The following is a 14,145-nucleotide window of genomic DNA, read 5'->3' on the forward strand; positions in this document are numbered from 1 at the left end:
GCGCCACTAATCCCCGTTGCGATTCTCAGGCGTTAGTTTCCAAATATCACGGTTATACTCTTCCATCGTGCGGTCAGTGGAGAAAAAGCCGCTGCTCGCCGTATTGAGGATACTCATGCGCGTCCAGTGTTCCTGATCCTGCCATGCGATTGACACTTGTTCCTGTGCATTCACGTAGCTGCGGAAATCCGCCAAGGTCATCCACGGGTCGTGCGGGCTGAGGATGGCATCCAGCACCATGTCGAAAATACCCGGCTCCGTCATATTGAAATGACCGCAACGAATCAGCTCAATCACACCGCGCAAATCCTCATCGTGTTCGACGTAATGCCAAGGGCGGTAGCAATGGCGTAACTCATCAACGTCATCAGCACGTAAACCAAATAAGAAGAAGTTAGACTCACCCACGGCTTCCAGGATTTCAATGTTCGCCCCGTCATACGTGCCAATGGTCAACGCGCCGTTCATCATGAACTTCATATTGCCAGTACCAGAGGCTTCCTTACCCGCAGTGGAAATCTGCTCCGATAAGTTTGCAGCAGGGGCGATCACTTCCATACTGGAAACCCGGTAATTGGGGATAAACGCCACCTTCAGCCTGCCGTCCACATCCGGGTCAGTATTCACCACTTCCGCCACGCTGTTAATTAGCTTGATAATGCGCTTTGCCATCGCGTAACCGGGCGCTGCTTTGCCCCCGATCAGCACGCAACGGTCAGCCCAGTGATCCAGCTTACCCAGTTTGATACGCCGGTAGAGATGCACAACGTGCAACAGATTGAGCAATTGACGCTTGTACTCGTGGATGCGTTTCACCTGCACATCGAACAAGGCATGGGGGTTGAAATCGACGCCGCATTCCTTTTTCACCAACGCCGCTAAGCGTTGTTTATTCGCATATTTCACCTCGCGCCAACGCGCATGGAAGGCAGAATGTTCAGGCTCAGCCAATGGCTTGAGTTTCGCCAACTGGCTCAAATCGCGCACCCAACTGTCGCCAATATGCTCACTGATCAGTGCCGTCATGCCGGGGTTAGCGTGCGCTACCCAGCGGCGGGGCGTTACCCCATTGGTTTTGTTGTTGAATTTTTCTGGCCAAAGTTCATAGAAATCATGGAACAGGCCATCGACTAACAATTGCGAGTGCAGGGCTGCAACCCCATTAACCGAGAAGCTACCGACAATCGCTAACCAAGCCATGCGCACCTGTTGCCTTGGGCCTTCCTCAATAATGGACATACGCCGCAAACGCTCCGTATCACCCGGCCACTTCATCGACACTTCGCGCAAGAAACGCGCATTAATTTCGTAAATAATTTCCAGCAAGCGTGGCAGCAATTTGGCAAACAGGTGCACCGCCCAACGTTCCAACGCTTCCGGCAGTAAGGTGTGGTTGGTGTAAGCCATGCAGTTGGACGTGATCGCCCACGCTTCTTCCCAACCCAAACCTTTTTCATCCATCAAGAGTCGCATCAATTCCGCCACTGCAATGGTCGGGTGCGTATCGTTCATCTGGAATACATGTTCCGCCGCAAACTTGCTGTAATCGTGATTGCCTTGACGCTCCCACAAGCGGATCGCATCTTTCAAGCTGGCAGAAGCCAAGAAATATTGCTGGCGCAAGCGCAATTCCTTGCCGTTTTCGCTGCTGTCATTGGGGTACAGCACCATCGAAATGTGTTCGGCGTGGTTTTTTGCTTCGACCGCTTCGGTGTAACTGCCTGCATTAAATTCGTCAAGATTGAACTCATCCGTCGCAGTCGCTTTCCACAAGCGTAAGGTATTCACGGTATCATTCTTGTAGCCGGAAACGGGCATATCAAACGGTACTGCCAACACATCATTGGTGCCAACCCACCGCACGCGCTGCCTGCCTCTATGATCCAAGAAATGCTCGGTATGTCCACCAAACTGTACCCGTTGGCTGTACTCGGCGCGTTCCACCTCCCACGGGTTCGGATCGCGTAACCAATGATCAGGATTTTCGATTTGATAGCCGTTTTCAATGTGTTGACGGAACATGCCGTATTCGTAGCGAATACCGTAGCCCAGCACTGGCAAACGCAAGGTTGCACAACTGTCCATGAAACACGCAGCTAGTCGACCCAAGCCACCATTCCCCAACCCCGCATCAGGTTCTTGTGAGGCAACCTCTTCTAAATCAGTGCAGTAATTCAACAAAGCCGTTTTTGTCGGTTCGCAAATATCGAGGTTCAGCAAATTATTGCCGAGAGAACGCCCAATCAGGAACTCCAGCGACATGTAGTAAGCACGACGCTTACCGGGTTGCAAATATTCACCCCATGTCCCACGCCAATCCACCATCAAGCGATCACGCAAGGTGTAAGCTAAGGCTTGATACAAGTAAACGGGCCTACACCCTTGAAACCGCCCTAAGTGGTAAGAGAGATAACGCTGAAAATCAGCGCCGAGGGTTTCTGCATCATTGGATAATGGATCCAGCGGTATCGCGACGTAAGGGATATGGTCGGAAAAATGCTCTGTCATGCTGTTGCTCCTTTGTTGTATAGCGTCAGATACTCTGCCGCGCTGTTATCCCATCCGAATGCATGTTTCATGCCGGTTATTTGTAATTGATACCAGACGGCGGGCTGATAGAAATAATCCATTGCCCGCAAAATCGTCCCTTTCAACGCACTGGTAATCGGGTCATGGAACACAAAGCCATTCGCAACACCCTGCGCTATGTGGTTAGGGGAACTATCCACCACCGTATCGGCTAAACCGCCGGTATGCAGCACAATCGGTGGCGTTCCATAACGCAAACTGTACATCTGATTTAAGCCACACGGTTCAAAACGTGACGGCATCAGGAAAATATCCGCACCGGCTTCCAGCAAATGCGCCAATTGCTCATCATAACCAATGAACACGAATACACGTTCAGGGTGCTGTGCCGCCAAATCCAGCAGACGTTGCTCAAAATAGCCATGCCCTGCACCGATCAGCACAAAACGCGCCTCCGTGCTGGCTAACAAACCAGGAATGGCATTAATGACCAGATCCACCCCTTTCTGTTCCACCAAACGGCTCACCATGCCCAGTAATGGGAAAGCCAAGTGTTCAGCGGGATTCTGCGCCCCAAAACGTTGCAGCAGTGCAGCCTTATTGAGGCTCTTACCCGGCTGAATCTGCTCGACACTGTAATGTGCTGGCAAGTAAGGGTCAGTAGCAGGGTTCCACACATCCGGGTCAATACCATTGAGAATACCGTGCAACTTATAACGCCGTGATAACAGCAAGCCATCCATGCCGTAACCGAAAGCGGGGGTACAGATTTCACGCGCATACGTGGGGCTGACCGTCGTTACTGCATCGGCATAGACAATCCCAGCTTTTAGCATGGAAAAGCCGCCGTAAAATTCAGCGCCTTCTGCCGACCACCAATAGCTCGGCAATTCCAATAACTTAAAATCGGCTTGTGAAAAATGCCCGCCGTAAGCCAGATTGTGAATAGTGAAAATCCGCTGCGGGCGTTGTGGCAACATATCCAGAAACGCAGGTACTAAGCCGGTTTGCCAGTCATGGGCGTGTACCACATCCGGTGTCCAATCCAGTTGCAATGCATCCCGTGCCAATTCCGCAGCGGCCCGTGCAAACACGGTGTAACGCTCGGCATTATCTGCCCAGTCGTAGCCATTGGGTTGCAAATACGGGTTGCCGGGGCGATCAAACAACGCAGGGCAATCCACAATCCACAGCGGGAACGGGTAACCAGGATGCTGACTTTCCAGAATCCGTGCCGTATGCATTTGCCCCGCACCCTGCAATTCCAACCAGCCCAGAATTCGCACACCTCGCAATTTGCGCAATAAATCGCGGTAGCCGGGTAACAACAGGCGCACATCCACCTCGGCTTTATGCAAGGCCACCGGCAAACTGTACGCAACATCCCCCAACCCGCCCGTTTTTACCAAGGGGTAGGCTTCACTCGCAACAAACAATAATTTCATCAGCACGCTTGTAAAAATAACGCCGCCAGTGGCGGCAGGGTTACTTCGACCGAATGCTCAAACCCCATCCACGCATGAGGTTGCACCGGAATCATGCCCGCATTGCCGCAATTGCTACCGCCGTAGTATTCCGAATCAGTATTCAGCACTTCGCGGTAGTGACCAGCAGCGGGAACCCCGATACGGTAAGCGTAACGGGGTACGGGGGTAAAGTTTAGCAATATAATCAACTTATCGTCGGGATTTTCTCCCTGACGAATCAGGCTAAGCACTGACTGGTCAGAATCATGGCAATCAATCCACTGAAAACCGCGACCATCAAAATCGTAGTGGTGCAGGGCTGGCAAATCGCGGTACAAGCGGTTCAAGTCCCGCAAAACGTGGCGCAGGCTGTCATGAGCAGGAAAACTCACCAACGCCCAATCCAGTTCCTTTTTCACGTTCCACTCTGCCCATTGCCCGAATTCACTGCCCATGAACAGCAGCTTTTTACCGGGGTGCGCGTAATGCCAGGCATAAAACAGCCGTAAATTCGCAAACGCCTGCCAGTAATCCCCCGGCATTTTATCCAGCATACTGCGCTTTAAATGCACCACTTCGTCGTGTGACAATGGCAGCACGAAGTTTTCCGAATACGCATAAATCTGGCTAAACGTCAGCAAATTATGGTGGTATTTGCGGTGCACGGGGTTCTGTTCAATGTACTTGAGGTTGTCGTTCATCCACCCCATGTTCCACTTCATGCTGAAACCCAAGCCGCCGATTTCCACCGGGCGCGACACCGCAGGCCACGAGGTGGATTCTTCTGCAATCGTCAATACGCCGGGGAAATAACCATGCACCACGGTATTCATTTCGCGCAAAAATGCAATCGCTTCAATGTTTTCACGCCCGCCGTACTGATTCGGCAACCATTCGCCTGCTTTGCGTGAATAGTCCAAATACAGCATCGACGCGACCGCATCCACCCGCAGCCCGTCAATGTGGAATTCATCAATCCAATACAGCGCATTGGAAATCAGAAAGTTCTTCACCTCATTGCGCCCGAAATCGAAAATCAGCGTCCCCCAATCCTGATGTTCGCCTCGGCGTGGGTCAGCGTGTTCGTACAGCGGTTCGCCAGTAAATTTTGCCAGCGCAAAATCATCTTTGGGGAAATGCGCCGGAACCCAATCCAGCAATACGCCAATCCCCGCCACGTGACAGGCATCCACAAAGGCGCGGAAGTCATCTGGCGTGCCGTAACGGGCGGTGGGGGCGTAATAACCTGATACCTGATAACCCCACGATTCATCCAGCGGGTGTTCCGCCACTGGCATTAATTCGATGTGGGTGTAATTCAAGTCGGTGACATAAGGAATCAGCGTTTCGGTAAGTTCCACCCACGAATAAAAACGCCCGTCAGGGTGTTTACGCCAAGAACCGGGGTGCAATTCATACACACTCATGGGCTGGTGTTGCCAGTCGAACTGCTCGCGGGCGGCAATCCACGCGCTATCTTGCCAAAAGTATAGTGTATCGGTAGGGACACGGGACGTGGTTTCGGGGCGCATGAACATTTGCTGCGCATACGGGTCAGTTTTGACCACGATGGCATCGTGCCGATTGAGGATTTCGTATTTGTACGACGTGCCGACTGCAATGCCGGGGATGAAAATTTCCCATACGCCGGAATCGCCGCGCACACGCATCGGATGACGACGACCATCCCACGCATTGAAATCGCCAATCACGCTGACGCGCTTTACCGCAGGTGCCCAGACGGCAAACAATGTGCCAATTACGCCATCCACACTGGTGAAATGTGACCCCAACACTTTCCAAGCGTGGTGATGGCGACCTTGACCAAGGAGATGTAAATCAAGGTCGCCCACCTGTGGAGGAAACGTGTAGGGACAGACGGCATCGTGCCAGTTGCCTGCTTGTTTATCCTGCCAGCGTAGGGCGGGGTGCGAGGGAGCGGAGTCAGTTGGAGAGGGGAGCCTCGCTTCAAAACAATCAGTACCTTCCAAGCGTGTCATTAATCCATGCCCGACGACTTCAACCGCTTCAGCGGCAGGCATGAAAGTACGCAGCACTTGGCCGCCATCCGGTAGCGGATGCCATCCCAGCCAATCAAACGGGTCGTGATGTGTGCCTTGTTGTATCCGACGCAAGTTCTCGTTCATTTCGCTGGTGTCCCTGTAGTTTTTCATGCAATTGTGATGCCAGAGTATCCGGTATGTCTGACCAGTCGAAGCGCCATGCCCAATTACCCTCCACCGTACCGGGGGTATTCATGCGGGCATCGCTACCTAAATGCAGTAAATCTTGTAATGGAATAATGGCTAACAAAGCACGGCTGGCAAAAATCGTATCCAGCATAGCGTCTGTTACCTGTAAAGTGTCATCAATGCCTAACACCTGCATGATATGTTGCTGACCCACCTCATTCAGACTGCTAAACCAGCCTTGCAAGGTGTCATTATCGTGCGTACCAGTGTAGTACACGGTGTTCTCACGCACATTGTGTGGTTTATGTGGGTTATCTTCAAAATGATCAAAACCAAATTGCAGCACACTCATCCCCGGCAAACCGTACTTATCGCGTAAAGCCGTCACATCAGGCGTAATCACCCCTAAATCTTCAGCCACCAACGGGATATCACCGAGTGCTGTTTGGATGCTGGCAAGCATGGCGTCACCGGGAACAGCCTGCCAATACCCTTTGGTCGCAGTCAGCTCTGTTGCCGGAATCATCCAACTCGCGGCTAAACCTCGGAAGTGATCCAGCCGTACCAAATCGAAAAATTCGAAGTGATACAACAAGCGTTGCTGCCACCAGAGGAAGTTTTCCGTCCGCATGTATGCCCAGTTGTAGTGCGGATTGCCCCAACGCTGCCCTGTTTCGGAGAAATAGTCGGGCGGCACACCGGTCACCACCGTTGGCTTACCCGCATTATCCAACAAAAAACGTTGCGGATTTGCCCACACATCCGCGCTGTCGTAGGCCACAAAAATTGGCATATCCCCGAATAGGTACACCCCACGTTCAGCCGCATAGGTGCGTAAGGCTTGCCACTGCAACCAGCAAGCGTATTGCTCGTGGATCATAGCGGCAAGAGCTTCGGCCTGTTCACCACGTACAATAAACATGGCCTTCGGGTCACGCAAGCGCAGGGGTTCTGGCCATTCGCTCCATTCCTGTCCCTGAAACCGCTGCTTCAGCACCATAAACAGTGCGTAGTCCTCCACCCAGTGCTTTTGGTTAGCGTACCAAACGTCAAAAGACTGATCTGCATCAATGCTCGTTGCCTCCCCATCGCCAAACAACGCCGGATTCACCGCAAACGCTGATGCACACTGATACGGCGACGCCCCAGCCAATGGCACTCCCAAGGGCAACATTTGCCAGACGTTGAAACCCGCTGCTGCCAGCCAATCCACCCAACGGTAAGCATCAGTATCCAACTTGCCACTTGGCAGAGAAGTGGGGTGTAACAATACTCCTGCGGCACGTCCAATCGTTTGTATGCCCATCAAGTATTCCTGCGCATCGTGCCAGCATTTTCAGCGGCAGCGCCACCTTGCGACATCGGTTTATCCAAATACGCGGGAGCATCCACACCCAGCATTTCATACAACTTGCGTAATTGTTGGCGGAATAACCGCTCAAAATCACGCACGCTATCCGCCGGATTGTAATCACCGAACCACCAGAACCAGTCTGAGCCTTCGCAAATCCCTAACTGACGACTAGCCAATTCTTGTTGCTGCTTATCCAATGTACCTGCCGCCATGACCTCATCAAAAGCAACTTTCGCAGCGGCAAGATAATCCCACCCCCGATTTTTGTCGGTTGAACCTATCCACGTTGAGAATGAACCATAGACCCAACTACCCGCACAAATCGCGGGTAACGGGCGCGTCGGCAACTGACTGGCTTGCGCAAACGTTACCATCTTAATTTGATCAGAATGGCTGAGGGCAGCGTAGAGCGCATCAAGGAAATACACACCATTTTTCGGGTAATACTCCCACGCATTTTCACCATCCAAAATGATCGACACGACCTGATTGGATACATTGTGATTGAGAAATACTGCAATATTTTCTAAGTGTTGCACGAAATCTGCCACCGCATCACGGGCGTGCCAATCGCTGTACTTAAAGCCGATCAAATCCGACAAACCATCGTCACGGAAAAACAAACGTACCTTACTATCCGGCTGCTGGTATGGCATAAACAGGCTGCGTTTACTGTGTTCGTCTTCACCGTCGTACCCCGAAAGGCGGCAACTGTTACGCCATACGCCTTCCCCTGAAGCAGTCCAACGAATCCCTAACGTATCCAGCAACTGCACGGCATCGCTACTGATGCCACCTTCCGACAACCAAACACCCTGTGGCTTCAGTCCGAAATAACGTTGGAATACATCAATACCCTGTTGTAAATGCCAGCGGGAACGCGCCTCCCCATCAGGGTAGCTACTGGCTTCAGGCACGGGTGCATCCGGCAAAGAACAACGCAAATTCTGGAAATTATTCAATAACGGCACAATCGGGTGCATGTAGGGTGTCATGGAAAGTTCCACCTGCCCACGTTCTGCCAATTTGCGGTAACGCGGAATTAGCCCACTCAAGCACTCCCGCATGACACTTAACAAATCGTGCCGGTCTGCCGCACTGAACTCACTGCCTTGCTGCATCAAACGCTGGATAATCGGCAAGTCTTGTAATGACTGCCCCATCCATGCCAAGTGATACCACGTCAATAAATCCAGAAAATACTGACGGCTCAAATAGGCCAATGAACAGCGAAAATGTTTACTGCCCACACCCGATTCATCGGTTGCCCCAATCATCTTAAACAGACGTTGGAACGCTGGGTGCGGATGAATCATAGTCGGTGCATGGCAACGCTGGCACTCCGCAATCAATTCAGCCCGCGCGACTTTATCCAGCGGCACATCTTCGACACCTGCCAGCAAATTGAGCAAGCGATCCTGCATGGGTGTACCCTCTTGCAGAAAAGCACTTAATTGCTGGGCGTAATCGTCAATTTGCTCCAGCAAGACTGGGGCAAAGTTAACCACACAACGCATCCGGCTCTGTTTTTCCAGATGTGCCGCCATGTCGCTGTAATCTTTGATGCCATGCAAGTAAACCCACGGCAGACGGTACTCACCATCCAGCCCATTGCGATACCAAGGCTGGTGCATGTGCCAGCATAAAACAACATTTAACTGGCCATTCGCCATAACATATCCCTATCGCCTGTACGTAATTTTTGCCCCATCATTTCGGCTGTGACCAGCACAATACCTTCGGGGGTGACGTGGAAACGTTTGCGGTCGAGTTCAAGGTCTTCCCCGATAATCGTACCGTCAGGGATCACCGTGCCTTTGTCGATAATGGCTTTGGTGATCCGGCAATTTTTACCGATGCTGACCTTGGGTAAGATTACGCTGTCTTTGACTGAACTGTAACTTTCAATGGTAGTAGCAAAGAACACCATTGAACGTTTCACCCGTGCACCTGACAAAATGCAGCCTGCGGAAATCAGCGAATCAATCGCCTCACCCCGGCGACCGTCGTCATCGAACACAAATTTGGCGGGTGGGTATTGTGGCTGATATGTCCAAATCGCCCAATCGCGGTCATACAGGTTTAACTCTGGCTCCACCGCGCACAATTCCATATTGGCCTGCCAGTAAGAATGTACCGTCCCCACATCACGCCAGTAGCCCGGTTCGCCATTATCCTTGCGGAACGGGTAAGCCATTGCCACCGACTTATGAATATTGGATGGAATAATATCCTTACCGAAATCACGCGAAGACTGCGTTTTTGCGGCGTCTTCGTACAGCACCTTGTAGAGGAAATCGCGTGAAAAAATGTAGATCCCCATCGACGCTAACGCCATACCCGGCTTGCCAGCGATTTCTTCAGGATGAGCTGGCTTCTCGGTGAATTTAGTGATCCGCAAGCCCTCATCGACCGACATCACCCCAAAACCTTTCGCTTCTTCCACCGGTACTTCAATACAACCCACCGTGAAATCTGCGCCAGAATTGACGTGGTGCACCAACATTTTGGAATAATCCATCGTATAAATATGATCGCCACCCAACACCAGCACGTAATCAGGGTCGTGGCGTTGCACAATGTCGATATTCTGGAACAAGGCATCTGCCGTACCCTGATACCATTCTTTTTTGCTGGTACGTTGCTGTGCGGGCAGAATTTCCACGAACTCACCGATTTCTGCCCGCATAAAACCCCAGGCACGTTGTAAGTGGCGGATCATGGAGTGCGATTTGTATTGCGTCAGCACCCCGACCCGTCGAATGCCCGAATTCACACAATTGGACAAGGCAAAGTCGATAATGCGGTATTTACCACCGAAAGGTACAGCCGGTTTCGCCCGCCACATGGTCAGGTCTTTCAAGCGCGAACCTTCGCCGCCCGCCAACACCAACGCTAAGGTTTTACGGGTCAGTTCCGTGACCATCTTCGGCTCGGTGTAATATCGGTACAACTTCGCCTGTTGATTTTTATCCAGTGTCATGATGTCTTCCTATGGTGCAGTGCGACCGCCAGTGCCCCTTGCAAGCCGAGCCGCGTATTGGTAATCAAGTAAATAGGCATTTGCTGAACCAAGCCAGCCATTCTGCCTTTGTCAAAACAAGCATCCAAAAAACGTTGACTGGTTAACCACGGCTGGATTCGGGCGGAAATGCCTCCACAAAGGTATAAACCGCCACGTGGTTGGTAGAGCAGCGCCACATTGCCTACCCAGTTAGCATAAATATCCGTAAACAACTCCATTGCGGCGATGGCAATCGGGTCACCCGCCTGTGCAGCACTATTGACTGCCGCACCACCACGTTCACGCAATGCACCCGGCAATGTTCCTGTCATGTCTTGCAAACAGAACTGGTACACCTGATTCACCCCAGGCCCGGAAAGTACCCGTTCCCACGAAACATGGCTGAATCGTTGCCGCATAAAGGTCAGCAAACGTTCTTGCTGAGCATTCGCCGGGGCAAAATCAGTATGTCCCCCCTCAGTCGCGAAGCTCTGGTAATGACCCCACGCATCAGCTTGCATCCATGCCAAGCCTAAACCTGTACCCGCACCAGTGATAACACGCACCCCAGATGCTTGCCGAGTTGCTGCTCCCGCATTCAGTACCACATAGTCATCAACCGTTAACCTAGCAACACCCGCAGCAGCCGCTTGGAAATCATTGATAAACAGAAGCTGCGGCGTATTTAACAAGGTTTGCAGAGCTGATTGCTCCAACGTCCAGTCCAAATTGGTAAGACGAATCGGCTGACCAGCTTGCACCGGCCCCGGTAAAGCCAAGCACACACTATCCGGCACTACGCTCTGCTGCGCATCCGTGAGGAATTGTGCTAACAATGCCTCCGCACTGGCAAAGTCACTGCTGGCATATACATGCTCAAAACACACACTTAAGACTTGCGCGTCGACTTGTACCCATGCCAACCAACTTTTAGTACCACCAATATCACCCGCAATTATATTCATCAACGACCCTGTGGTTATATGTCCGTTTTTGGGTTATGGCTTGTTATGCCTTAATACTAGCAGCCCTGAATAATAGATACTCTGCTGCATATCAAGATAGTTAAGCTTACTAGTGCTTATCCCTGCGTTTGCTCCTGTTGAGCACGTTGCTGACGGTAATAGTTAATTAAGCCATTGGTGGAAGCATCATGCGTGGTAATTGTTTCCGCTGCATTCAATTCGGGTTGAATGCATTTTGCCAATTGCTTGCCTAACTCAACACCCCACTGGTCATAGGAATTCAAGTTCCAGATGATGCCTTGCACAAAGATCTTGTGTTCGTATAACGCAATCAACAGGCCTAAACTATGCGGGGTGAGCGCCTTCAGCAATAAAGCATTACTAGGGTGATTGCCAGCAAATACTTTAGGTGCGTGAGGTGGGGCAACACCGCTGTCACGGGTTTCCTCCAAGGTACGCCCACGCATCAAAGCTTCAGTTTGTGCCAAGAAGTTTGCCATGAGAATGTCATGCTGCTCATGCAAGCCGGTGGGGGGGGTCACGGAGATAATAAAATCTGCCGGAATCAAGCGGGTTCCTTGGTGAATCAGTTGGTAGAACGCATGTTGCCCATTGATGCCGCTCGTACCCCAGATAATCGGGCCGGTGGCATAATCAACATTGCACCCGTTACGGTCAACTGACTTACCATTGCTTTCCATATCAGCCTGTTGCAAGTACAGCGGCAGGCTGCGCAAGTAATGGTCATAAGGCAATACCGCTTGTGATTCTGCCCCAAAGAAATTGCTGTACCACACGCCCAATAGCGCGAGAATCACCGGCATATTGCGCTCAAACGGTGCTTCTCTGAAATGCTGATCCATCGTATGTGCACCGCCGAGCAATGCTGTGAAGTTGTCTGCCCCCACTGCCAACACAATCGAAAGCCCGATCGCTGACCACAGGGAATAGCGCCCGCCGACCCAATCCCAGAAGCCGAACATATTGTCAGGGTCAATTCCAAATCCAATGACCGCCTCCCGGTTGGTGGAAACTGCCACGAAATGCTTGGCAATGTGCGTGTCATCTTCGGCGTGTTGCAAAAACCAGTGCCGTGCGTGATGCGCATTGGTCATGGTTTCTTGCGTGGTGAAGGTTTTGGAGGCGACGATGAACAGTGTGGTTTCAGGGTCAAGGCTTTCGAGTTTTTCGACAATGTGCGCACCATCAACATTGGACACGTAATGCATCTGCAAACGCGGGTGGCGATAGGCTTTCAGGGCTTGATACACCATGTGGGGGCCGAGATCAGAACCACCGATACCAACATTCACCACATCCACAATCGGCTTGCCGGTGTAACCTGTCCAGGTACCGCTACGTACCCGTTCGGCGAATGCGCTCATCTGTTCGATGACGGCATTCACCGCAGGCATGACGTTTTCGCCATCCACCATCACCGGGGTATTGCTACGGTTGCGTAAAGCAGTATGCAGCACCGCACGCTGTTCGGTGTTATTAATTTTTTCACCCTGGAACATACGTTCCCGCCAACCTGCCACATCAGCCGTTTCAGCCAGTTGGATCAGCAGTTGCAGGGTTTCCTTGGTAATACGGTTTTTGGAATAGTCGAGCAAGAGATCGTCGACTTGCAGGGAAAAGTGCTCGAAACGCTGGGGCTCAGCGGCAAACAATTCACGTAAATGCACATCGCAAAGTGTCTGGTAATGGTGTTGTAAGGCTTTATGGATAGGTTGATGCAATGCTGGTAACTGGTCAGCATTGGATGGGGTTTCCGTGGTGATTGGCATGAATTCTCCTTGTTCGCATGACCGGCAGTTATTGTTATGCAAATTCTATGCCGGAAAACCGCTAACTCGCCATGATTTAGCGCATGTTTATTGTTATAAAGCTTACAAGATTTTCCGCTAATCTAGGTGAACACGCAATGAAATTTTGCCCCAATTCAGTGCGTACTGACTAACAATTAGTCTGACCTGCCGGAATTTTGCAGGAGGAGATTCGACCAGTATTGAGAGCAATCGTGACTTCATAGCGATTCACCCCTGCCAGTGCTAACGTAAACGTACCTGAATGTTTGACTTTTCCCATTGACGTATAACTCACTTGTTGCGGTGTATCTATGTTATTGGTGATCGTCACGCCGTTAGTATCGGGAGCAACATCCAACAAAATCTCCCCAGTCGCTTCAACCAACACCAGCCAACCCTGATTAAACCCATCCGATGGCGTGGTGGAACAACCCGAACCGTCTGCCTCGCGCACACACAGATTGACAGTCTGATTACGTTTCACGGCTTCGGAACGTGCGTAATTCAATGCAGAAACCAGTTGGTTGTTGAGGGCAGTCAGGCGGTTACTCTCCATCATTTCACGTAGCGAAGGCGCAGCAGAGGCTATCAGTATGGCTGCAATGGTGACTGTGACGATGAGTTCAATGAGCGTCATGCCGCTCTGTGGGCGCTTATTCATGAAAGATTCCCTTAGCTGTGTTTTATTGTTGGGATTCAGGGAAGAAAAGGCGTCCATGCCATGCACGTACTTCCTTGTGGCAAGCAGTATACCGAATCAGCCATTCATCAGCGGTGGCTGTAGGATGAACGGCTATCCATAGCAGATTAACCGCGTTACTAAC

9 protein-coding genes are annotated in these 14,145 nt (G+C 51.4%); all 9 read right to left on the reverse strand.

Going from position 1 to position 14,145, the window contains the following annotated elements; all coding sequences use genetic code 11:
• Positions 1–6: 6 nt before the first annotated feature.
• On the reverse strand, positions 7–2,508 hold the full coding sequence (locus BLV87_RS14690; protein ID WP_093069888.1) for a glycogen/starch/alpha-glucan phosphorylase: 2,502 nt from the start codon (positions 2,506–2,508) through the stop codon (positions 7–9).
• Positions 2,505–3,974: a glycogen synthase GlgA gene (glgA, locus tag BLV87_RS14695; RefSeq protein ID WP_093069889.1), complete on the reverse strand. Its 1,470-nt coding sequence runs from the start codon at positions 3,972–3,974 to the stop codon at positions 2,505–2,507. Before glgA ends, BLV87_RS14690 begins: the two co-directional genes overlap by 4 nt.
• A complete protein-coding gene (glgB, locus tag BLV87_RS14700; RefSeq protein ID WP_093069891.1) occupies positions 3,974–6,142 on the reverse strand; it encodes a 1,4-alpha-glucan branching protein GlgB in 2,169 nt (722 codons plus the stop codon). The genes glgA and glgB overlap by 1 nt, the downstream gene beginning before the upstream one ends.
• Positions 6,090–7,493, reverse strand: a complete 1,404-nt coding sequence (gene malQ, locus BLV87_RS14705) for a 4-alpha-glucanotransferase (protein ID WP_175517956.1) — start codon at positions 7,491–7,493, stop codon at positions 6,090–6,092. The genes glgB and malQ overlap by 53 nt, the downstream gene beginning before the upstream one ends.
• Entirely contained in the window at positions 7,493–9,214 is a 1,722-nt protein-coding gene (locus tag BLV87_RS14710; RefSeq protein ID WP_093069895.1) for a glycoside hydrolase family 57 protein, read from the reverse strand. The genes malQ and BLV87_RS14710 overlap by 1 nt, the downstream gene beginning before the upstream one ends.
• Entirely contained in the window at positions 9,196–10,524 is a 1,329-nt protein-coding gene (gene glgC / locus BLV87_RS14715; protein ID WP_281241354.1) for a glucose-1-phosphate adenylyltransferase, read from the reverse strand. The genes BLV87_RS14710 and glgC overlap by 19 nt, the downstream gene beginning before the upstream one ends.
• Positions 10,521–11,510, reverse strand: a complete 990-nt coding sequence (gene glk, locus BLV87_RS14720) for a glucokinase (protein WP_093069896.1) — start codon at positions 11,508–11,510, stop codon at positions 10,521–10,523. The genes glgC and glk overlap by 4 nt, the downstream gene beginning before the upstream one ends.
• A 116-nt stretch (positions 11,511–11,626) precedes the next feature.
• A complete protein-coding gene (pgi, locus tag BLV87_RS14725) occupies positions 11,627–13,300 on the reverse strand; it encodes a glucose-6-phosphate isomerase (RefSeq protein WP_093069898.1) in 1,674 nt (557 codons plus the stop codon).
• Positions 13,301–13,469: 169 nt separating this feature from the next.
• Positions 13,470–13,982 (reverse strand): GspH/FimT family pseudopilin, encoded by a 513-nt coding sequence (locus tag BLV87_RS14730; protein ID WP_175517958.1) that lies wholly within the window; start codon positions 13,980–13,982, stop codon positions 13,470–13,472.
• Positions 13,983–14,145: the final 163 nt, after the last annotated feature.

Source organism: Thiothrix caldifontis (assembly GCF_900107695.1).
GTDB lineage: Bacteria > Pseudomonadota > Gammaproteobacteria > Thiotrichales > Thiotrichaceae > Thiothrix > Thiothrix caldifontis.